Source organism: Mesorhizobium sp. M0217 (assembly GCF_040321955.1).
Taxonomy (GTDB): Bacteria; Pseudomonadota; Alphaproteobacteria; order Rhizobiales; family Rhizobiaceae; genus Mesorhizobium.
Genome location: NZ_JAMYSN010000021.1, coordinates 24189 through 46583, shown reverse-complemented (window position 1 = coordinate 46583; position 22395 = coordinate 24189). Strand labels below are relative to the sequence as shown.

Annotated in this window: 10 protein-coding genes; 5 read left to right on the top strand and 5 right to left on the bottom strand. The window is 60.8% G+C overall.

The features are described from left to right. Window positions 1–210: 210 nt before the first annotated feature. On the bottom strand, window positions 211–1143 hold the full coding sequence (locus NKJ18_RS25465; RefSeq protein ID WP_352760225.1) for a recombinase family protein: 933 nt from the start codon (window positions 1141–1143) through the stop codon (window positions 211–213). 276 nt (window positions 1144–1419) lie between these two features. Between NKJ18_RS25465 and NKJ18_RS25460 the strand changes: the two genes are divergently transcribed. The 4 genes from NKJ18_RS25460 (at window position 1420) to NKJ18_RS25445 (ending at window position 8921) form a co-directional block, all read left to right on the top strand. Then, window positions 1420–2547 (top strand): RHE_PE00001 family protein, encoded by a 1128-nt coding sequence (locus NKJ18_RS25460; RefSeq protein WP_352760222.1) that lies wholly within the window; start codon window positions 1420–1422, stop codon window positions 2545–2547. Between the two features lie 161 nt (window positions 2548–2708). Continuing rightward, window positions 2709–3326 carry an XRE family transcriptional regulator gene (locus NKJ18_RS25455; protein ID WP_352760219.1) on the top strand — a complete coding sequence of 206 codons (618 nt, stop codon included), beginning with the start codon at window positions 2709–2711 and terminating at the stop codon, window positions 3324–3326. Next, window positions 3327–3935, top strand: coding sequence for an RES family NAD+ phosphorylase (locus NKJ18_RS25450; protein WP_352760217.1), 609 nt, complete (start codon window positions 3327–3329; stop codon window positions 3933–3935). Between the two features lie 510 nt (window positions 3936–4445). Then, window positions 4446–8921, top strand: a complete 4476-nt coding sequence (locus NKJ18_RS25445) for an NACHT domain-containing protein (RefSeq protein ID WP_352760215.1) — start codon at window positions 4446–4448, stop codon at window positions 8919–8921. A gap of 83 nt (window positions 8922–9004) precedes the next feature. Here NKJ18_RS25445 and NKJ18_RS25440 read toward each other — a convergent pair whose 3' ends face one another. After that, entirely contained in the window at window positions 9005–9730 is a 726-nt protein-coding gene (locus NKJ18_RS25440) for a hypothetical protein (RefSeq protein WP_352760212.1), read from the bottom strand. A 469-nt stretch (window positions 9731–10199) separates the two neighbouring features. Between NKJ18_RS25440 and NKJ18_RS25435 the strand changes: the two genes are divergently transcribed. Then, a complete protein-coding gene (locus NKJ18_RS25435) occupies window positions 10200–10838 on the top strand; it encodes a hypothetical protein (RefSeq protein ID WP_352760210.1) in 639 nt (212 codons plus the stop codon). A 174-nt stretch (window positions 10839–11012) separates the two neighbouring features. Here NKJ18_RS25435 and NKJ18_RS25430 read toward each other — a convergent pair whose 3' ends face one another. From NKJ18_RS25430 to NKJ18_RS25420, 3 genes are all read right to left on the bottom strand, one after another. After that, window positions 11013–11876, bottom strand: coding sequence for a hypothetical protein (locus NKJ18_RS25430; RefSeq protein ID WP_352760207.1), 864 nt, complete (start codon window positions 11874–11876; stop codon window positions 11013–11015). Window positions 11877–12179: 303 nt separating this feature from the next. Then, a complete protein-coding gene (locus NKJ18_RS25425; RefSeq protein WP_352760205.1) occupies window positions 12180–17024 on the bottom strand; it encodes an NACHT domain-containing protein in 4845 nt (1614 codons plus the stop codon). Window positions 17025–17235: 211 nt separating this feature from the next. Then, window positions 17236–22377 carry an NACHT domain-containing protein gene (locus NKJ18_RS25420; RefSeq protein WP_352760202.1) on the bottom strand — a complete coding sequence of 1714 codons (5142 nt, stop codon included), beginning with the start codon at window positions 22375–22377 and terminating at the stop codon, window positions 17236–17238. Window positions 22378–22395 lie beyond the last annotated feature (18 nt).

Below are 22395 nucleotides of genomic sequence, written 5' to 3'. Positions count from 1 at the left end.
ACGACCGGGAGCCGACGCCCGACGAAGCCGCCGGAATCGTGTGGTGGAACTCACTTGCCGAATCCGATCGTGCGGCTTGGTTGGCGCGGGCTGACAGCGCGGTTCCAGCTGATGCCTGGGTGGCGTACAAGCGGCTCGGCGATGTTGCGTGTCAGCGCGGACCATAAACTGAGGGCTGTCTGCAGCGAGGAAGACGTCCCTGTATTTCGGTCAGCTCGCGGGCAGTTCGGCGACGAGACCAAGCCGGCGGGCTCGATCGAGCAGGTTCTTGACTGATGAGACGGACCATTTTGCGCTCCCTCGTGGGGTTCGCTCATGCAGGCGTTCAAGCTGGCCGGCGATGTCGCGCAGCGATAGGTCTCGGTTGGATTGCGAGATCCCTGCCACGAGGGTCATCAGGCGATCTTCGGGGAGCTGCGGAGACGCCCGCTCTAGCAAGGTGGGATCGGCCAAGCGCTCGGTGACGAGCCACTTCACTGCCCGCCGCAGTCGTTCAGGCGTCCAGTCGAGGCCGCGTTGCTTCAGTACCCGAGCGACATCGTCCCAGTTGTGATCGGGGCGCATGCGGCGAACCGTCGGAAGCCACTGGTTCATTGTTGATTGTAGCCGCCGGCCATAGGCTGCCTTTTGCACCGCGGTCATCTTCGCCAGGGCTTCGGGCCTGCGCTCCCGGATACCAGGATTGCCCGGCAGCCGCCCCTTCGATCGTGCAGCGATGATGCCGGCCTTGGTCCGTTCTGAAATCAGTGCACGCTCGAGCTGAGCAACGGCGCCGAGCACCTGTAGCGAAAACATGCCCTGTGGCGTCGACGTGTCGATTGGATCACGGAGAGATCGGAAATGCGCCCCCTTCTCAGTCAAATCCTCGATCACCTGAAGAAGATGGCTGACCGAGCGCGCAAGGCGATCGAGACGCACGACGACCAGGACATCGCCTGCGCTGATGTCGCTCATCAATCGCAGTAGGGCGGGGCGAGCTCTCGACGCACCGGATCCATGTTCCTGAACGACGACGTCGCAGCCGGCCGACCGCAGCTCAATCTCCTGCGCTTCCGTCGCTTGTTCGTCCGTCGACACGCGCGCGTAGCCGATTTGCCGGCCCTGTGGTCGTCCGGAGCGTCGATCTTGCGCTTCGCGGGCCATTCGCTTCGTCTCTCGGCATAGGAAAGGGGCGTTTGTACAAACGCCGAAGATACCAACAAACGATCGTTTGTAAACGTCTCTAGTGGCCCTTTTGCGTAGCTCCTACGGGTTCGATGAGCCTGAAAATCAACGTTTTCTAGCCTCCTACCGCCCCAAGGGCGTGGTGCTGTACAGTCCCGATATGAGGTCATTATCGATAGTGTTTTTTGTCCCTGAAGAAACACGACGTAAGTCCAGTGATACCCTCACTAGCTTGACTAACGCGAATCAGCCAACATGAAAACAATGGCTTACGCGATTCGAGACTTGCCCCTAGAGACCCTGTTCGGACCAGTCGCGCGTACGACCGAAGCGCTGGCCCGGCTCGACGAGCGGCTGGCCCGCTCGCCGGTCCGCGACGGGTTTGTCGAGCGCCAGCATTTTGCCGACACTGCCGCTGCCCTCTGGCTGGAGGGCGAACTCGTCCACCTCGAGGACCTCGTGCTGCACGACGCCCACATGGACATCCGCACACCGACCCACGAGCTCACCCGGGCGCACGCGGTGCTTCGGTGCCGCCGGCGGATTTTTGCGCAGAGGCCGGACTGGGCGCTCAGCCGCGACGGTTTTTTGGCGCTGGCCGGCCGCGGCGGCGCCATGCCGGCGGCAGGAGAAAAAAACCGGGACGGGGAGGGGGCTGGAACTGCCTCTGTTGATCCCGACGTTCGGGATGACGCTGAGGCCGATCTGCTGGCCGAAGAATTTGCCGAGATCGACGCCGTCCTGGCACGCTCGTCGAAGATTCTGAGCGGCGCCGGCGTACCGGCGAAAGCGGCACGTCCGGACGACCGGCCGGACCTGATCTACGATCTCGACTGGAATGAAGAAGAACGGCTGGCCGAATGGCAGGACGTGATTGCCGGGACTCGCAATCTGCCATTGGTCATGCGCGCCGCGATCCTGCTCGAGGCCTGGTCGGACATCGAGGTGCTGCAGCATGCCGCGTGGCTCGGGCCGCTGCTTGTTGCCGCACTGCTGCGCCAGGAAGGGCTCGCCGCCAACCATCTCGCCAGCCTGCATCTCGGCGCGAAAAACATTCCGCGGGAGCGGAGGCGGGCGCACAATCGTGGCGATCGGCTGCTCGCGTTGCTCGATGCCATTCACGACGCTGCAGTGGCTGGCCTGAAGGAACACGATCGGCTGGTGCTGGCCAAAAGCCAGATGGAGCGGCGGCTCAAACAACGGCGCGCCAGCTCGAAACTGCCCGACCTGGTCGAGCTGGTACTCTCGCGGCCGCTCGTCTCGACGGGCATGATCCAGGAGCGGCTAAAAGTGACAAAGCAGGGGGCGCTCAATCTGGTCGGCGAGCTCGGGCTGCGCGAGATGACGGGGAGGGGAAGGTTTCGGGCGTGGGGGATCGTGTGATCGAACTTCCGTCCGGTAAGTCATCGCACACTTTACGAGCTTAACAAACTTGACGAACTTACATTCTTAGGCCACATTGATGCAAACAGGAGGTTGCCGTCATGGCCGTTCCAAAGCGCAGCAATCATAGCAGGACCCCATCCGATGCGGGAGTCACCACAATGGCGTTCACCACGAACCTACCAGCACAGGCCAATTTCAAGAAGGTATTGCTCGAGCGATACCAGGAGGCGATCGCACGCAGCCGCAAGATCGGTCACCGCGTATCGTTCCGGGTAGAGGTCGATCCGGCGACCGATGCGCAGACGATCACGCCAGTCGAGGAGCAACCGGTCGATACCTTTCCCGTCGAGGACACGGGCAAGCCGGATGCCGAACTCGAGGCGGCTCTTGCCGGAGCGCGCGTGCGTGGCCGCCAGCGCGTCGCCGAAATTGTCGCCGGTGAAGACATGCTGAGCGCGGATGCCTTTGCCAAGCTGCTTGGCACGTCGCGGGTGACGGTCAACGCCAAGCGGCAGAGCGGGCAGGTGCTCGGGATCGACGGCGCTAAACGCGGCTTCCGTTTTCCTGTCTGGCAACTCGACAGGGACGGTCGTCCCTTCGGCGCATTGCCGGCGTTGCATGCCATGTTGGGCAACAGTGCCTGGGCCGTCTATCGGTTTCTGGTGTCGCGCCATGGCGCCCTCCATGGCCGGACCGGCCTTCGAGGCCTTCAACAAGGCGATGACGCCTCCGTGTTGGCTGCGGCGGAAGGCATGGCCAGGGGCGATTTCGACTGAATGCCCGGCGTTCCACCTCCACCCGATTTCGGGCGTGCAAGCCTCGAAATCGAGACCATATCGCCGGGACGGACATTCGGCCGGATCTACTGGAACACCTATCCCGATCCGTTGGGGTACGGGAAGTCGCCGAGCCGGTTCAGCGATCCTCGACGCCGTCTTGACGCCAACCGGTTTGGCGTTCTTTACCTCGGTGACTCCCTGAAGGTGTGCTTCCTAGAGACAGTGCTCCGCGACCGCCGCGAAGGAATCCTTGACGATCTTCCAATAGAGCAGGTGGAGTTGACCCGACGGCGCTACGCGGAGATTGCGACCACGACAGACCTACGCCTGGTCGATCTCAGAGGCGACAATGCCGTGCGGATGGGTGTGCCGACCGATGTCGTTCGGGCACAGCGCCAGAACCTGGCACGCCGGTGGTCACTGGCGTTTCACGAGCACCCATCCGAGCCCGACGGGATCATTTATCCCTCGCGCCTCAACGAGGCGACCAATCTTGCCATTTACGATCGCGCGGTACCGAAGCTTCAAGCGAGGCGTGTTGTGACCCTTCTCGGCGCGCGAGGGCTGGCTCAGGTTCTGGAGGATTTCAGGGTGGGGTTGGTGTGAAGATGCAGTACGTATCCGTATCGCTTTGCGAAGGTCGCTGTAGCGCCAGAAGCGTCCATTAAGCCGGAGCAACGGAACGACCGGTGTGGGGCCGACTGCCGACGGTCCGCTATCGAAAGAAGCCAGCGAATAGCTGCCGTTTGGCCCACTCAAGTGCGTCGCCCACGACGCGGAGCTGACTTATTGGTGGCCGAAAGCGTTTTGGTCCCTTGGCCGGCTAACCCGAATGCAACAACCTCTTGGAATAGCCCGTCGAGGCGACCATCACAGTTGTTGTAGCCGTGGCAGCTCTGCGGGACTGCACGTCGTTGAAGATCGAAAAGCAATCCAAGTATGCCACTGAAACCCCTTGAAGGATCACCACGCGAGGTAACCCATTCCTTGTGAACTGCTCTCAGAGGTCGGCCGCTGAGCAACCTTCCTCCCCGCGCCTATGCAGGCGCCTTATTATACCGAGCATTTCGCGGCGACCGCTTTTTCCAGTATCCTCGTCACATGCCCCACACGCCTATGACGCCCGAGACCGCTTCGCCGATAGACGGCATCAGGCCTGCCGCCGCAGCACGCCGGCGCGACGACTTCAAGCCCATCGTCAAGATCCAGCTCGCCCAGCGTGTCGGCTACCTGTGTTCCAACCCAAAGTGCCAGCGGCTGACCGTCGGGCCACGCAAAGGCGAAGAAGGTGCGAACAACATAGGCGTGGCCGCCCACATCAAAGCCGCGTCACCCGGAGGGCCCCGCTACGATTCCAGCCAGAACCCGACCGAACGCGCGAGTGCGGATAACGGAATCTGGCTCTGCGCCGACCATGCCCACCTCATTGACCACAACGCCAAGGAGTTCACGGTCGAGAAACTGGAGAAGTGGAAGCAGGAGGCCGAAGAGCGCGCGTTCCAGCAACTTGCCAGTGGCAAGGGTCCAGCGACCATCGCCCAACTGTCGGACGAACTTATCCAGCAGTTGGCGCCATACATTTCACGGCTCGGTCTGCCGCAGGATGCCGATCTTGCGACGGTGAAAGCACAGGTACGCGCTGCGTCGCTGGCGGATATTGAAACCTATGAGCGGCGACGGAGCTGGCCAAAGCATTCCGTCGAACTTGAACTCGCCGTGGAGGGCGTCGAGGACGTCCGCAACCTAGACCAAGCCCGCTTCGCTCAGGTTCTCGTTACCGCGCAGCATATCGTCCTGCTGTCAGCGCCCGGCACTGGCAAGACCACGACCCTCATCCAGATCGCCCGCAAGATGATCGAGGCTGGTCCCGTGCCGGTGTTCGTGCCTCTTGGGGCATGGGCCGAATCGGTTAGAGATCTGTTCGACTGGGCGTCTCGGCGTAGAGGTTACGAGGCGCTCTCCAGTGCGCATCTCAAGTTTCTGGCAGACCATGGCGAGCTCGCCCTGATCCTGGACGGCTGGAACGAAGTCCCCGACACAGCACGCCGCCGTCTCATCAACGAGATGGAAGAACTTGAAACACAGTTCCCGCTGCTGAACGTGGTGATGAGCAGTCGCCGGACCAGCGTGGACGTCCCGCTTGCAGGGCGCCGTATCTCTGTCCTCCCCCTGTCGGACGAGCAGCAACGCGAAGTCGCGGAGGGCATGAGGGGGCAGGACGGTGTTAGCGTGCTCGATGCGGCCTGGCGGACCGTGGGTCTACGCGACCTCGTCACGATACCTCTTTATCTGCGCGCCTTAATGGAAGCGACCACCACGGGGAAGCTACCCGAGACGAAGGAAGAAGTACTTCGCCGCATGGTCGAAGCCCACGAGGCCATTCCCGCCAACAAGGAGCTATTTCACAGAGAACTGCATGACGCCCAGCATACCTACCTCACGACCATCGCGACGGCCGCCCAACTGTCGGGTACGCCGACAATTCCCGATCGCGATGCGCGTTCGGCAGTATCTAGCGCAAGCGAAAAGCTCCTGTCTGACGGGCAGATTTCCACCGCACCAAACCCGCCTCGCGTCCTCGACGTCCTTGTGGCCAGTCATTTGCTGATCAGGCATGACAGCCAGCTGTACTCCTTGCAGCACCAGCAGCTGCAGGAGTGGTTTGCGTCCCTTAACCTCGAGGCGGGGCTCGTCGTGGCAGGGGAGGACCTCAGCCTCGAGCATCCGCTTACGATAGTTGCGCTCAACGACCGCAGCTGGACCGAGGTGGTCCTGTTTGCATGCGAGCGAATGTCGCGGAAAGACGAGGCGGGCGCCAAGGTTGTGGCCAAGGTTGTGGACTTGCTGCTGGGTATCGACCCGATCTTCGCCGCACATGTTGTTGCGCGATCGGGGCCGACCGTTTGGCAAATCGTTGGAGACAGGGTCGTAAGGTTCGGGCGCGCCTGGCATACGCAAGGACGGTTAGACCGCGCAGTCGGTTTCATGATCGAGACCAAAAGGCCCGAGTTTGCGGACATCGTCTGGCCTTTCGTTTCCGGCAACAACGGTCAGAAGCAGATGAGCGCGATGAGGATCGTGCGTCGCTTCAATCCGTTCGTCCTCGGAGATCGTCTCGCGCGGGACTTCGCGGGATTGCCAGATCAGGCACGCGAGACATTAGCCACCGAATTGGCGTTTCATGGCGATCGGGACGCCCTCGATGCGGTCCTCGCATTGGCGCTGAATGAACACAGTCTGGAAATCCGGCTTCGCATCTTTGAAGGCCTCTCTTTCCGTGTCGCCACGCGGCAAATGGAGGAGCTTCTGCGAGGCTCTGGTGAGGAGTTGGCGCAAGCAGTCGCACGAAAGGGCCACTTCGACGGGGTTCGGGATCCAGAACTACTGGCTGACCTCTTGGAAAGGCGGAAAGCCCTAGTTACGGCCGATGCATCGCCAGAGGTCCGTTTGGCGAGGGCCCTCGACTCCCTTTCGGACGAAGAAGCAGCGGTGGCGGTTGAGCGCGACCTGAAAGATCCCGCGTTCTCGTTCAAGGACCGCGGACATCACATCACGCACGACGCCTGGACCCGCTTTCCGCGCCACGTCGCCGTCGCGCTAAAGTGGCGAGTGGAGAATGGTCTCGACGTACCCTATCAGCCGCAGCAGTATTTGGAGGGCATCGAGCCCACCGACGACGACCCCGTAGCCACGCTGACGCTGCAGGACGACAAGAGCGATCGACCAACCGTGGCGTGTTTTCTAGCCGGGGAGCGGACCGTCCGGGAATTGATCGTTCGCTACCTTGATACCAGACGCAAGTTCCGAGCGGACGGCGAGCGGACAGAGGCTGCCTACGGACCCTCCCAAAAGCTTGCAGACAAGCTGGAAAGCACGCGCGCAAGCGTGCTGATCGATGTTTTGCAGGAGTTCGCAGAGGGGCTAACTTCGGATGAAATCCACGACCTCGCCGATATTCTCAGCCGGCACGGTCGCGGAGGCGATATCGAACACTTGCAGATGCCCCCTGCCAGCAGACCAGCTGCCGTCAAACTTATAGAAGGATGGGGGCAGCAGCTCATCGGCAAGTCAGCTTCACGGCATCACATGGCCCAACTCACGTGGGCGATGCGCCGCGTTCCTGATGCTGGTCAGGTACCCATATTGAACAGGATGGTCGAAGCAGACCTCGCGGGTCTTGCCGCGGCAAGGGCGGCGTATGCGGCCAACAGGTCCAACGAGAATGCCTTAAACGAAATGCGATGGTCTCACGTTCACGAGTACCGCATCATGCTGACAACTATCAGCAACGACGAGGCCGAAGCGGTGCTGAAGCGTTATCTTCTCGACGCGGACTTCGGCCCGGAAGCGGCTGTCGGTCTCCAAGTCATCTGGCAGCAGCGAAACGAACCAGCGCCTGACGACAAAGATCGCAAGTTCAGCCAATGGCCCGACTTCGCTCGTGCCGCCGCAAATCGGTCAAGGGACCGCGCCCAGAGCTGCGACACAGCGGATCTGCTTTTCAAGTCCGCAGAGACCTTGGGTAAAGGCGGGTCGCTGAAAGAACTTGGACGTGCGGCGCGATTTGCCGGCCGCGCCGTGCTGCTTCCGCATGGCGATCGCACGGCATTCCTGATCGACATCTTGCAGGCCGAGTTACCACACCGGCTGCGGCTCGAATTTGCGCAATGCATGACGGTGGGCGGTCTTGTCGTGCCCGCCGGCATTATCATGAAGGGGCTGTCGGATGCGATGGCAGAGCACGGTGATCGCAAATGGATACAGGACAATGATCTATACACATTGTTCGACTGGCTGGAACTACTACCGGTCTCGGATCAGCCGTTCGCGTTGTTTGACGGACTCGATGCGATGGCCGCAAAATTCCAGTTCGGCAAATGGCGTATCCGGGATCTCTTGAACAGTGTGCGCCATCTAGAGGAAGGTCTTCGGATCGAACTTTTGCGCGGGCTCGTATACCGATACCCGGAGTTGACTAACCAGTACGAGCTGTTTCTTGCGCTCAAGAATCCGGGGCAGGCAACGCTGGACTTCCTACTGGAAATGGCGGCCGGAAAATGCGGTAACGAATCGATCGAGCGCGGTACACGCTTTGACTACCCCGACGAACTGTTTCTGACGCTCTCGCCAGAGGCGCGGGAGAGCTTACCGGCGCGATATGACGCGGTAAATGATGAGCGACAGAAGGCTCTGCTCGCCGGCATCCTTCTCGCTGGAGCAGATCACGCCATCGTCCTGAAGCTTGCACAAGACAAGAACGGACGCCGTGTCATCGGTCAATCTGGCTGGAATACGCGCTCCAAGATTCTGAATTTCCACCAGCCGACTGGCAGCGGTTCGTCGTCATACTCTCTCATTCCACGCGATCTGTCCGAACTCCGCAAAGGACTGTACGGTCTGACCCGATCTTCTGATCCCGAAACGGCCAAATTCGCTGCCGACTATCTGGTGCAGATTGATGCCGAGCGTGATGAGGAAGGTGGGATTGATGCTGGTCCCCGCCATCCGGATATCTCCTCAGGTCGGCCGTGGCCCGTCGTGAATGAGGTGGGCAACGCAGGGTTGCCAGATGCATCTCCTACTTCCGCCTAGAATGGTCTATCGGCAAGCTGAGTCGGGGGCGCCTATTTTAAATGCCAGTGGCCGTGCATCCACAGATATGACGCTGAGGGCAGCTAAGAGCCCGCCTTGCCAAACGATTTGCCGAGAAATTTAGCTAAACCGTCTTTCTCTCCCTTCTCAATACGGGCGTGTCGTTGGGCGTTCGACAGCAGTGTCATTGTTTCCGGAGACATCCTTTGAAAGAGAGAGTCTACCCACTCTATCTTGCTCAATTCCGGAAGCGGTTGGATTGGAAGGCCATAAATGTAGTGCGCGCCGTCGGCAATGAACCCAATCACCCTGCCACCGCCACGCCGATTAAGCGACACGATCTGCGGCACGCCGCCAGAAAGTGGATCGCTTTTCTTCTCCAACGCGTCACAAAACGCTGAAAAAATCGACCGGGCGGTGCCACCCTGTGGGCTCGCGTTCCAAGCGTTGATTTCGCGATCCAGCGCGTGGTCGCCGCTTCCAAGTTTAACCAACACCGCGCTTTTCAACGGAACGCCAACGTCGATCTTCTGGTCCGTCCAGGTCCGACGCCCAGCTTGATAACTGGTTTTCCAAAGGTAAAACGACCCTCTTAGCCCCTCACCATCTCGTGCACCGTGCAAGATGGTGAAGTCGTAATCTGGAGCATTATGCCGCCGTTCAAATGACCGTTTCAGATACTCAACAATCTTGTCGTGCCGCATTTCAGCGTTTGCCTGTTGGTCCCAAAGCAGGCTTTGCCCGGCTAAATCTCCGAGTTGACCGAGCACTAAGGTTGGGTACAGAACGTCGCCGCAATAGCCGAACACGTCCGCCGACCGGGACGCAAATACCTTGCGGCCGCTGTCCCACCGGTAAGATTCTGAGCCCCATGTGATCCGGCTATCTCCCACAATGTAAATGCTGCTCGGCCCTCTCGAGTCGACCGAAATCCAGGATAATAGTGTTGTCACTTGACTAAGCGCCCCGTTTATCTCCAAAGGATATACTGAATTCGCGAGGCAACTCCCAGACGTTCCACCACTTCTGCGGGGCGTGACGGTCGAGGACCTGTGTCGGCCCGGTCCCATACTGGGCCGACACGGCTGGGTAATGGAGCGAACCCAGTTTGCGAGCCTGCATGAAAATGCGAAGCCGCACGGCGATTTGACCGTGAACATCCGCGGCCGTTGCCGCCCTGATCGCGCTTGCCGTAGCTGCCTGAATCACAGCTGGGTTTTGGCCCGGACACGTTGAGCTTTCCGAGTAGACGTCGGCAAAGAGGAGAATCGGGGGGCCATGGCGGATATCGAGTTTTCGGAACGCGAGCGCCAGAACGCGCTCGTCCTCATCATACACAATGAGCGGCCGCTGGATGCAGCTGAGATTGCAAACCTCCTGCGCGATCTTAACGCTGACTACAAGCGCGTGACGGGAAGTCGGCTTGTCCTGGCGCGTTTCGAAACCGGCTCGTCCGGCTTCCTGCTTTACGATTATCTCATCCTAGCCGGTGGCGGTGCATCGGCTCTCACCGCCATCACTGTCGCGACCGGCCACATGGCCAAGTTCGTGACGTGGATGAAGGGATTCTTCAAAGGCACGCATGCGGTGCCTCAAAGTCCGCTGATCGAGCTGCCGCATATGTCGAAGGTTGCGAAGGCAGGCCTCCGTCTCGCCGACACGGCTATCAAGAACGGTATCGAATTCGATTTCAGCTATGAGGCGGATGCCAAGGCGGGCACCCAGAAAATTGCCTTCAGGGTGACGCCCGCGGAGGCGCTGGAAGCGAAGAGTCGGGAGAAGGCGCGGCAACATTTACTTACGGGCCTGGAGACGGTGCAGCGGTTAACTGCTGCCCGTTCCGCAGGTCCAAATCGAAGACTTCACCAGAAGGGTGATTGCGCACGCCCCGTCTGGCAGCTCGTTCGACCAAATTGAAAACCTGGTCGAGGCTTTCGTGAAGTTCATGAAAGATAACGGCAACGCTCACCAGTTGCCACAGCTCGCATTGTCATTTGAGAAGCAGGGCAGATCGGACATCGGGCAGGTCATACGCCGACATATTGAGGACGGACCGGGCAAAGTGAGCGTCAGCGTAGAGGACTAGGCTCATCAAGCCTTTGGGGCAGCTGCGGACTTCTCCGCTTCCTTTGCATCAGCGGCAGCTGCCCGCTCTTTGGGCGTCGGGAAAATGGTCTGAAGCTCCTCGGGTGGTATCCGCTCTTTGCCCTCCTTAAGGATGCCACTGGTAAAGATCGTGATGAACCCGACTCCGAACTGGGAGGTGGAGATCATAAAGTCCTCCTTCTCCTTGTACCCGTAACGGTAACCGAACCGCCTGCCGTAATCCTTGATGTTGCCCCGGTCGCCAACCGCTTTTTCAGGCAACATCCTATTCACGTAGTCGGTTAGCTGCGACGCGCGCGGATGGCCGCTGTGAACCGTTGCGGTCCAGATGTAGTGCTTCTTCGTAAGGAACTTGCCGCCCGTTTCCTTGTAGTAGATCGCACACGCCATCTTTCGCCCGATATTGGTGGCCGCCGCAGGAAACTCTGCAGGCACACCAGCCAGCGGCATGTTCGACAAATCGGCGTCCGCTGGCACATGAATCCCCATATCAGCCAGCGCCGCCGCCTTAGCCTGATTGCTGAGCTTGGTGTTCAGGAGCGCGGCCGGATAGTTGTTCTTGATGCCATCCTGCAGTCGCCACATCGACCACAAGTCTTTGGTGAACAGGTCGGGGTTTCCCATCTGCATGTAGTAGCCGAATATCTGGTCCTCCGTTTTGGTCGAGCCGTTGCAGGCCTCACACGCGGGGAACTCAAAACCCTCCGGGAAGAACCCACGCGGGAAGCACGCCTGAGGCGGGATGTGGTCGACCGTGGACGACTTGGTCACGCCTCCACAAAGGCAGCACAGCGGGTTGTCCTCCAGCAGTTGCTGGTAGCGGCTCTTCTTTTGTTTGGCCTGTCCCATTACTTCAGCAGCCCGTGCAGGAGGTCGTTGAGCTGGATGGTGCCATGTGCAAACCCCTCGGCGAGGGCATCGATTTCCGGAATCGAGAGCCGCGCGCGCTTTGCGCGATGAGGCGCTGTTCCGCTTGCTCGAAAGCCCCGCGTCCAACCTTTCCCAGGCCGATGCCGAACGACGGTCAGTCCGACTGAACTATACCCGTTAAAGCATCTCAGGTCTAAGCTTAGCACGGCTCGGTTTCGGATAGAGTAGCAGGCGACATCTACCAGGCTAGGGAAGCCCGGATGAAAATGTTTAGCGACCTTGCTAGAGGCCCTTCCGCTGCACAAACAGTGGGACAATCGCAAGCGCAGCGTTCGAACCAGCATCGGCTATAATGGCCAATATGCGCCGCATCTCGGATTTGTCGCTGGCCGCATGATCGGCCAACGGCTTCGCCAATGCGGCCGCGCGGTCGCCAAGATCTTCATATTGCCAGAATTTCGGATCGCGGCCATGCGTCTCGACAAGACGGGCGAGCCATCGCGTGTAGGTGGAAGCGCGTTCGTCCAACGACATCCGCTCAACCACACGCAGTGATAGCCACGCCGCTCGGCGGAGATGAAGCGTCGCTTGCTGCCAGGTGTCAATCCATTCCAGGAGATCCGAGAGATGTAGCCAACCGGGCGGAATTGGAGTCGACCAAGGGCCCACGAACCCTGCAGCCTCCACGCAATTGTCGAGTGAATCATAATTGGTTTGCCGAGATGGAACGGCCGTCGCCATGACCCATTCCGCCGCGGGCTTCCACGCGGACCAGAAGCGTGCGTCGGGCCTCCGCTCGCTGACCATTAGTTCGTGGGCGATCGCCTCCATATAGTTGCCGACGAGTTCCCGGCCGTGATCTCTTTCTTCAAACCGGGTCAGACTGTTCCAGATCGCCCCATCGCCGTGGAAGGCCGCAAAGCGCCCGACCTCGCGCGCCATCTTGTGAGCCCATTCGAAGGGATAGCGGCGGTCGTGCTGCCGCGGCTCCTCGCCTTCCGAATAGCCCCGTGTCCATTCGACGAGGCCCTTCAAATAGGCCGCGAAAGCGTCGCGCCCCGTTGCCTCGCTCGTAAGGCGACGCCAGTCGAGGCGGGTTAGAATTTCCGCCACGCGTCCCCAGTCGAGCACGACAGGCGAGATCAGCCGAATGCGGCGCGGCGGATGATACCATTTGCGACCGCGTATCCACTGAGACCGATAGGGTGCTGGCGGAAGGTCTGGAACTCGGCTCGTCGGACATGGCTTTGCAGCGCGTTTGATAATCTTCAATCGCCTCGTCGCCATGCGTCTCGCAGCCTTTTCCTGGCTGCCCTCAAACCAGAAATGACCGATGTCGATCACGCACACATCCAGCGCGGCAAAGGTCACCCGGCGAGCAAAGTCCGGATTTGCGTCCCAGAGAAGTCCATCGAGTACTGCCTTTTGAAGGCCATGCAGCCGATCGACGGCAAGTTCGAGGACACGCCGCTCGATGGTGTCGTTGCGCTGGCGGCAGGCATAGGCGGCGAGCCCCCATGCTCCGATATCCTGAGGGTCGAAGCTGAGTAGCGCCTCATCAACAGTAAAGTGTTCTTCTGCTGGCGAGCGCCGATTCTGACAACCCGCCTCAAGCCGTTCGCGAGCCCATTCGAGCCTTGCGTCGAGAAACGCCATGTCGGCCCTTGCGACGACAATTGCTGCTGCTCCAACAATGGCGAAGGAGGTCATCTTTCGGGCCAATCCGAATCCGCCATCATCGGCATCCTCGGGCGGTTCGGCCATCACTTGATCAGCTAGTTCGATAGCCTCGTCGAGGGTCAAGCCTTCCTCGACACCACCTTTCTCGCGCGAGTGGATTGCCCACATCGCCAACCGGTTTACCTGTCCCATTCTGCGGCGGTTTTCTTCTGCAGCCTCGATAATCTTGAGCTGCTCGGCCGGAGGATTGATATGGGCTTCGATACGCTGCTTGGCCTCATTGTAGCTGATCTCGACCTGATTCTGGTCGCTGTCGGAGAGGATGCGTGCGAACCGCTCACCGTTCGCCGCGACCCAGGATGAATCGGCCGGCTGTCGCTCATCTTCGGCGAGATCCTCCAAACTCCACGTGCCACGCAAGGCGTCGAACTCGGCTTGGACTGTCTCGCCCGCCTTCAGGCGAAATGGAAGCATCAACGTGTGCGACATCGGCGACTGCGCCTTATGTCGCTCGAAGATCGCCTCGACCTGATCGAAATGGTGGTCACGCTCTGAGAAACTGTAGCTTATGCGATGCGTCGGTTGTTGGTCGTCGATATGCTTGCGAATGTCGTAGTTCCAGAACCGTGGCGTCCCGAGAAATGGCGCAGCGTGATCAATCGCACCCGGCGTGTTTACATGCGCCTTGAGGAGAGAAATACACGGACCCGCCGTCGCCACCAGACCGTTGGGCTGGAGAGCGAGCCTAATAAGGTCGCCGACATCCCGTCCGTTGGATGCTTGCCGATGCATCCATTCATCGAGCGCGAGATGCATCGAACCCAGGATGTTTGATCCGAGTACGGCTCGGGACCAGCGGTAAACGGTCTCGTCACCCCAGAGAGCGATGGTATGCCCATCGATTTTGAGCGTCAGCGCAAGCGGTTGTTCCCCGTCGCGGCAGCGGGCGTACCAGCGCCAGAAGACCGAGGCTCGCCGTTCGATTCGATGGAAAAGATCCAGCGCCAATACTTCGTCGGCCTCGAACAACTCAAGGAAACCCGCGCGTGAAGGGCCAGGCGGGTAGCAACTCTGACCGTCAGGGAGCCCCGCGCTATGAGCGTCGGAAAAACTAAATAGCTCACGCCCGAGGATCGACTGATCGTTACGCGAGCGGCGTCGCGGCGGCAGATAATGGCAGGCGCAAAGCTTGGCCCACGTGGCTGGAAACTTACCTGGCAGGAAACCAGGGGATTTCAGCAACTTGCGTCGCGGGCTGCCGAGGCGCCGATCATTAGCCAGACGCGAGAGATAGGCTTCGACACCGCGTGCGTCTGACTCAGCGCAGAATATCAGAGCCTCCCGAAGTTTCTCTTCGATTAGCTTCCAAGCGTCGCGGTCCGGCAAATCGATCCCGAAAGGCTCACGTCTATCGCTCCAACCGAGCAGGTGACGGCATTCCTCGATCTCATCCAGCCAGGGGCGTATTAGCTGTCCTATGGCCTGGCTATGAGCGTTCGGGATGTTGAGCGTTGCTCGGCAGAAAACGCGCGCAGTCTCGGCAAGCTGAGGAACAAGACTCTTCGGCCAATTGGACCATTTCGGCAGCGACCAACGTAAAAATGGAACCCAGCTTCGCCACACCGGCTGCTTGCCATAGCTTGCGATCGCGTAGCGTTGGCTTTCGCTAAAATGGGCAAGGCCAGGCGAGTGTAGGAGCGTTTCGTCTAGCCTTGTCTCGGATACGAGGAGCGTGTCAAGAAGACGGCGGATCAGCCGGAAGTCGTCGGCTTCGAGTGCGGAACCGAGATCGTCAAGGATTGCGCTAGAGGCTTCGGTATAGAGCGGCGCGACGAGCCAGGCCCGAGCCCAGGCAGGATCTATTGAGGTGTCGGCTTCGAGTGCCGCATACACTTCGCGCCAACGGACATAGTGGCCTTGCTCGAGACACAATTGTCCGAGGAGCCTAACCGCTCGAAGCCACCACAACGGCTCACCGCTGTCGCGCAAACGTTCGCTAAGCCGGTCGCAATCGGGCAGCAGACCACGGGCGATGAGCCAATCCTCGTGTACGTCAAAAGCAAGCGTGATTGCGTCGGCACGAGGGTCTGAAACCAGCGTGCCTTCGCTTATGAGGCAGAGCGCTCCTTCCGGATCGAAAACGGATCTCCCAGGCGCGCGCGTCGGATTTTCGACAAGCCACCGCCCCATCTGCGACAGAGACTTGGTCCGGCAAGCGGTTAAGCGGGCATCGTTCTGATCTGCATTAGCCCATTTTCCTGCTAGATCCATTTCGGTGATACGCCCCTCGGGCGGTACGTCGAGCTTTAAAAGCTCGCGAAGAAGAAAGAGCCGCCGGTTCTGCTGGGCAAGATCATTCCGTCTGAGTAAAGATGCAAAGGCCGGAAACGCTTCCGCAACTGCTTCACAATCCTCCTTGTCTATCGCATCGACCGGAAGGCTCGCTGACTCGCTGATCCCCGCGTCATCGAGCGCGGCGAGCACCAGGTCCCGGTCTTGATATGCGCGAGCGGAAGTAATCATCCGCCAATTTCCGGCATCCAGATAACGTGCCGCGAGCGCCAGCAGGTCGGTCACGACCCCGCGCCTCTCCGAGAGCAGGAGTCGGTCGGCCCCGTCGATCAGGACCAGCAGATTGCCACCGCGCCCGAGGCGCTCGAACAGCTTTGTAGGTGTCTCGCCGACCCCGAGTTGCACCAGATATTCGGCGAGCGAGCCTGCCCGAACCCTATTGTCTTTCAGAACAAAAAGCGGACCCAAATGCTCAAGTGCCAGGCGCTTCAGGATAGCCGACTTGCCACCTCCGCCCTCACCGGTGACGCGGACGATATTATGCTCAGCAAGGTAGACCGACGCGCGCGCAACGAGATCCGACCGGGGCAGTTGGAGACTTTCACTGCCGCGGCGCAAGCGGTCCTCGATTGATCCCAAGGCGGCCTCGGCGGCCTCGGCAACACGCTCGAGATCGGCGGCGCCTGCCGCAAGTTCAGGGTAAAATTGGCGGATGACCGATGGATGCTTTGCCAGCAAGGCCTTGAGAGCACCCCAGCCAAGGATATCTACCTCGAACTTGCCGACGGCAACCCGAGCCGCGGAGACAGTGCGGGCGTGCTCCTGGAGATCCGCATCGACCTCGGCAGTCGTCGCAAAATACCATTTCCCGAGGGGTGGTGCGAACGCCTCTGCTTTGGCGAGCTCGATATCGAACTCGGCCTTAGTTGGCTTTCCGCCAAAGCCTTGGTCCTTGCCTTTGCATTGAACACCAAAGTATGTACCCGGCTTCCATTCGGGCGAGCCGTATACGTCGACGCCGTGCTGCGGTTGGCCGATCCGGCCGTTCTTCTGCGCGGTTGGATCCCTCCATACTTCCGCGAACAAGGCGCAAGACAGGTCCTCGAAGGTTTGCCACTTGCTTGGCGCATTGATCTGTGAGTCGAGAATATCCACAAGCTCAGCCTTGGCACAGCGAAAGATAGTCAGGAATTATGCGGGCGGAGTAATATCTACCCCAACGCAAGATATTTCGCTTCCATTTACACATTGGCCGGCGCGAACGCTAATCTGCAATCCGAGTCACCCTCCGCTGGCCGAGCTGTTTGAGCCGATGCTTGATGTCCCGCGATTTCGCCTTGCGCGCCGATCGCGTAGGAGGACCTACTCAGCTTCTCCCATCCAGATGCGCGACCGATGCCTGTGGGTCGCCCGCGGCCGCTTCCACCCGCAACTCCAGCTCATGCGCCTCGGCGACGCCAACCCCGATCAGATTGCCCAGCGCGCGGTCGATCCGGCCCCGTGCGGGATGCGCCGGGATCAGCAGGCTCGGTTGTTCGGCGAACACGGCATCGAACCAGCGCACGACGCGACCACCGATGCCAGCGGTGATCCACAGGCCCGCCGCGCGGGTGCGATCGAACCAGGCCTCCACGGCATCGAGGACAAAGTCGAGGTGTCGCGCCCGCGGCGCAACGAGGAGCAGCTTCATAGTGCAAAGCGCCACGAACACGGTCGGGCCGCCCCTCAGTAGGGGGCGCATTGTGGCTAGCAGCGGGTCGACGCGGTCGAAGAGAAATGGCGGGAGATAGCTATGCGTCCCGTTAAATGGATCGTGGGTATTGAGGAGCATCTTCGCGATGATGCCGCCACTTTCTATGTCGATCCGCGAGCTGGCCGGATCGCCGGCATATTCCCACCGCCTGAGCGCGATCACCCGCTCCACCAGCTTGGCGCGCAGATCGGCAGGCCGAGAAGCGGTACGTTGGAGATCATTGAAATAGAGCGCGTCGGCCGCATGCATGACCGTCTGCGCGACCTCGCAGAAGGGCTCGTCTGGCAAATCGGTCACGAGCTTCAGATCGGAATCGAACGACATAGGCGTGCCGTCGAGTAGCCGCTCGGCGAACAGCGCATAATAGTGCAGGTTCCAGTCGTGGGGATCGCGGTCGATCTCGGTATCAACCGACAGCCCCAACCCGTTCATCCGCGCGGTCCAGTCAGCATAGGCCGCGACCACCTCCTGCCGCCAGCCGATCGATCCCTTAGGCGTGGCCTGCATCATCGCCAGCCACTGCGCCGCAGCCGCGCTGTCGACGTGGACGATCTCGATCGCCTCGTCTTCGTCGAACTGTGCCGGTGGGACTGGTCCAGGAACGCGAATGCGCGAGCCGCGGCGCAGATGTGGACGCTCCTTGGGCCATGTCGGCCACGCAGATTCGGCGCCGCCATCCAGCCAGGCGACCTCGGCTGCGACCGCTGCATCGATTGCCGCGGCCCGCTCTGCTTCGAAACGCGCATGCTCGGCGTCGTCCTCCTCCTGATAGCTCTTCCAGCGCCAGGTCGTGCTTGCGAAGGCTACGCGCATCGCCGCTTTGAAGAGCCTGGGCTCGATCTCGAGGATCCGCGCAAGGCCGGCGGAAAAGGCCGGCGCGGCGCTGCGGTCCTTGCGGGTCGCGAGCCGGATCAGCGCATCTCGGTCCGCTTTGCTCCCCTTGCGCCCCCAGACATGGATCAGCGCAAGCGTCGCGATCGCCGGGCGGTTGAAGCGCAGCGTATGCTGCGAACCACCCCCGCGATCGGACTGCTCTTCCAACGCGATCGAGATGACCTGACGAACCCATTTCTCGTGCGTCACGAGCAGATCGTCATCCCCATCGCGTGCTACCAGCAGGGCAGTCGTGACCAGCCTCGTCGAGCGCGATTTGAGAGCATCGGTATCACTGTCGTCGGGAAGATCGCCCTCCGCATACTCGACCGCATCGCGTGCCGTTGAGGCGTTGGCGTGTTCGCCTTCTCCACTCATAGCCAGACTGACGCGCGCCTCGATTTCGCTCGATCGCAGGAACTCGCCCCGCGTTTTCTCCATCGCCGCAAGATGGGCGGCCTCATCCGCCGGCGGCTGATAGGCCAGCTTCCCCTCCCCGATGTCTGTCCACTTCGACCGTTGAAGCATGTTGTTGGCACAGCGGGCGATGAACCGCGTATCGCCCCAGTTCGAATAAGGCTCATAGGGCTCCAAGTTCTCGATCGCGGCGCCCAGTTGCTCACGCAGACGGTTCGCAATGGTATCGTCGCCCATATAATTGGGGACGATGTCAAGCAAGGACGCCCCCCGTGACGGGCGGGCTTTCAAGTCGGCGAGTTTGACCTTTCCATCCGGCTCTTTCCCGATAGGGAAATCAATTCCCGACCCGATTTGATCATGGGTCTGCCGCGCGCGGTCGGCAGACAGCAGCTCAGGGGCTGCGATAAACGGCGCGAGAACGTCACGACCGACACTGAAATGCGACAGCAGTACGTCGATTGCGACCAGCAGATAGGCCGCACAGCTGCCTTCGGGTCCAAGGATGTCGGTGAGCACTTCATCGACGGGTACACCGTCGTCGAGGCGCTGCTGGCTCCACGCCTCGAGGGCCTTCAGTCCGGAGGCCGCCGAATATTCGTGGCTCTGATCGCGAGACCACAAGTAGCTCGAAGCCCAGGGAAAGAAGCGCGGGCCATGGCCGAGATCGACAGTGTAGCCGTCGTCTTCCGACACAAGCCCGTTGGCGTTGAACGCAATCGCTTCCGCGACCAGCGTCCGAATCAGTCTCAACCCTTCGGTCGCACCGGACTCCAACAGATCGAGGAATGGCGGCTGCGCTGGCGAGGCCGGCAGATAGTCGCTGTCGGCGAAGGTGAAGGCTCGGCCCATCGAGCGGTCACCGCGGCCGCGCCGATCCCGCTTCTCAATGAGGCTCGACAGCACGAGGTCCGCAAGCTCGGCCGGCGCAACCGGCGCAATCATCTTGGAAAATGGCCGGATCGCCTTGACCTTGTAGCTGTCCCTCTCGGCGCCGATCTCCCTTAAATAGGTCTTCAGTTGATCGGGCGCGAATTCGCCAAGCAAGACCGCAATCAGGCGCAACTGCTCTATCGTGCTACGCGACGCGTCGCTCGCCGCCCGGCCGAGGCTTCGCTCTCCGGGGATCGTCACCTCGGCGTCGCGAACATCAAGCTGACGCAGCCAGCCGAACAGCATGATGGCCGTCTGCTCGGCGAACGGTCGAAGGTGCTTGAGGAAATAGACCTGTATTTGGACCAGTTCTACCACCGCGCCGATCGCCGACATTGGAATCTCGACAGCGTGCGCCACCACCCAGCGCAGGACCAGAACTGCCGACCCGGTAATACTTGTACGGTACGAACGCGGCAGATTGACCTTGGAGCCGTCCGGCATCGTCATCAAGTCGGCCGTCGCCACGGTCTCAGCCGCCGCGATTGCCGTGCACAATTCGATAAGGAGAGCTGCGCCGTCTGCCAATAGACTAGCGCTGCACTTTTCGAGCAGTTCGAAGCCGGCCTCCGACCGCGGCAAGGCGAGGATCGCCTGGCGCCGCCATGATCCGTGCGCCTCTTGCGGGGACAGATGCGCGAGCAGATCGGTCCAGACGCTGTAATTTGTCCCTTTCTCCAGCGCGAGGCGGCCGGCGATCTCAATACCGCGCGCAACGCGCGGAGAAACCGGCACACTCAGATCGAGCTCGGTCAGACGGCTCGGATCCTCTGCGATGTAGTTCCCGATCGCCCAGTCGCGCAGCACGTCGTGATAGAAATCGAGCCGGTCGCGACGCACTTCCTTGAGCGTCAGCGTCCCGAGCAAATGCGACCGAGCAAAAGAATCCTCGGTCAGATCGATGCCATGTTCTCCCTTCAAGGCACTGGCAGCGAGTGCGGCCAGCAACCGCTGCGCTGCGCGCACCTCGGGAGCAGGCGTGCCATCCGCTCTCTTCCACCACAGGTCAGCCATTGCCGCTTCAGTGCGAACCTCCGTCGCGCTCGGCACCGTCAGCAGCCGGGACAGCCGATAAAGATTTCGTGCAAGACCAGCGGCGGGATGCTCGGGGTCGAGCAGCAACCTGAGATTCGGAGCCTGATCGACTAGTATCGCAACTTCATCTTCCGACAGGGGTCCGACGCTTACGCGGTGCGCGCCGCCCAGGAGGGCAACTATCCCTTCGTCGAGCCAAGGGTCGACATCGCCATGTCCGACCGTGCGCATGGTTGCGATTACAGTGAAGCCAGGGATCGCGCTCGCCGCCCGCATGAGCTCGATGATCGTGCGCTGGCGCCCGCGATCGTCGAACATGTCGATGCCGTCGATGAAGAGCGTCGGGCCGCCGCTCGCGGCCAGATCGGTCAGGAACTCGACCGCCGAACCCGGGATGGCGAGAGTATGGGAAAACGGCAGCCAGCCGCCTGCCGGCGTCGCGTCGCGATCAAGCACGATGATCGGTGCCTGGCGCGCCACGCGTTCGGCGACATGCCGAAGAACCCAGGATTTGCCGACACCGGAATCTCCACGGATTTCGATGAATCGATGCGCTTCGGATGCATCGTCCACGGCAGCGACAGCTTCCAATCGCGGCAAGCTCACACCCGCCACGCTTGTCCCGATATGGGCAAGCGTATTCTGCGCGAGTTCGGCGAGCCTAGCGCGTGCCGGCCCATAATCCCGGTCCCCGGCAAGCCGAAACCCTGCCTCGGCGAGATCCGCCCTGAGACTATCTCGATCAATTTTACCGCCAGTGGTCCCGGTCTTGATCGACAGGTCGGTCAGTCGGCTCCATAGCGCCTCGGCACGGGCGACATCCTCGTCTGCCAGCGCCACCCGCGCGAGCGCCAGACCATGGGTCCGGGCAATCGGCGCCGTCGCTTCGAAATCGAACTCGAGGATGAGCATTCGCCGCAAAAGCGACCAGATCGCCTGGTCATCGTCAGCGATGCCGCCGGCGATCAAATGCTTTCGCGTCGTCGCGACGAAGTCGCGCATGTCCTTGCTCGCGACGCCTTTGGCGTCGATGCGGCTGAAGAACGCTATCGCGCTGTCCGCCGTTCGCGCCCACCTGAGCACATCCTGATAGGCGCCTGAAATCTTGCGGCTGGTCCGCTGAGTCGCGATGCCGAGAAGATGCCGGTCTTCCGGTACAGAACCCACCACGCTCCGCGCGATTTGCGACGCGACATCCTGATAGACGCTATCGCCAGGCGAGAAGGTGATATCCCGCTTCGACTGGATTTCGAGGATGAAGTCGCCCGCCGATCCCACGCCCGAAACTATCAGGTCATCGAGCTTGAATCCCTGCTCCGTGCCCTGGAACCGAACGCTGACGACCCGGGCGTCAGGCAAGCCAGGTGACCGATTGCCCGTCAGCAGCGCAAGCAGATAGAGCGCGCCGAGTTCACCTTCGATATAGGCACCGGCCGGCCCCCGCGATGCTGGACTCGAACCGCGCGCGATTTCGGGGCTGGGCTCCTTTTCCACCATTGAGATGATTTGCAGGGA

Excerpts from the sequence above, each read along its gene's own strand:
- NKJ18_RS25465 (WP_352760225.1), bottom strand. The coding sequence starts at position 1,143 with ATGGCCCGCGAAGCGCAAGATCGACGCTCCGGACGACCACAGGGCCGG.
- NKJ18_RS25460 (WP_352760222.1), top strand. The coding sequence starts at position 1,420 with ATGAAAACAATGGCTTACGCGATTCGAGACTTGCCCCTAGAGACCCTG.
- NKJ18_RS25455 (WP_352760219.1), top strand. The coding sequence starts at position 2,709 with ATGGCGTTCACCACGAACCTACCAGCACAGGCCAATTTCAAGAAGGTA.
- NKJ18_RS25450 (WP_352760217.1), top strand. The coding sequence starts at position 3,327 with ATGCCCGGCGTTCCACCTCCACCCGATTTCGGGCGTGCAAGCCTCGAA.
- NKJ18_RS25445 (WP_352760215.1), top strand. The coding sequence starts at position 4,446 with ATGACGCCCGAGACCGCTTCGCCGATAGACGGCATCAGGCCTGCCGCC.
- NKJ18_RS25435 (WP_352760210.1), top strand. The coding sequence starts at position 10,200 with ATGGCGGATATCGAGTTTTCGGAACGCGAGCGCCAGAACGCGCTCGTC.
- NKJ18_RS25430 (WP_352760207.1), bottom strand. The coding sequence starts at position 11,876 with ATGGGACAGGCCAAACAAAAGAAGAGCCGCTACCAGCAACTGCTGGAG.
- NKJ18_RS25420 (WP_352760202.1), bottom strand. The coding sequence starts at position 22,377 with ATGGTGGAAAAGGAGCCCAGCCCCGAAATCGCGCGCGGTTCGAGTCCA.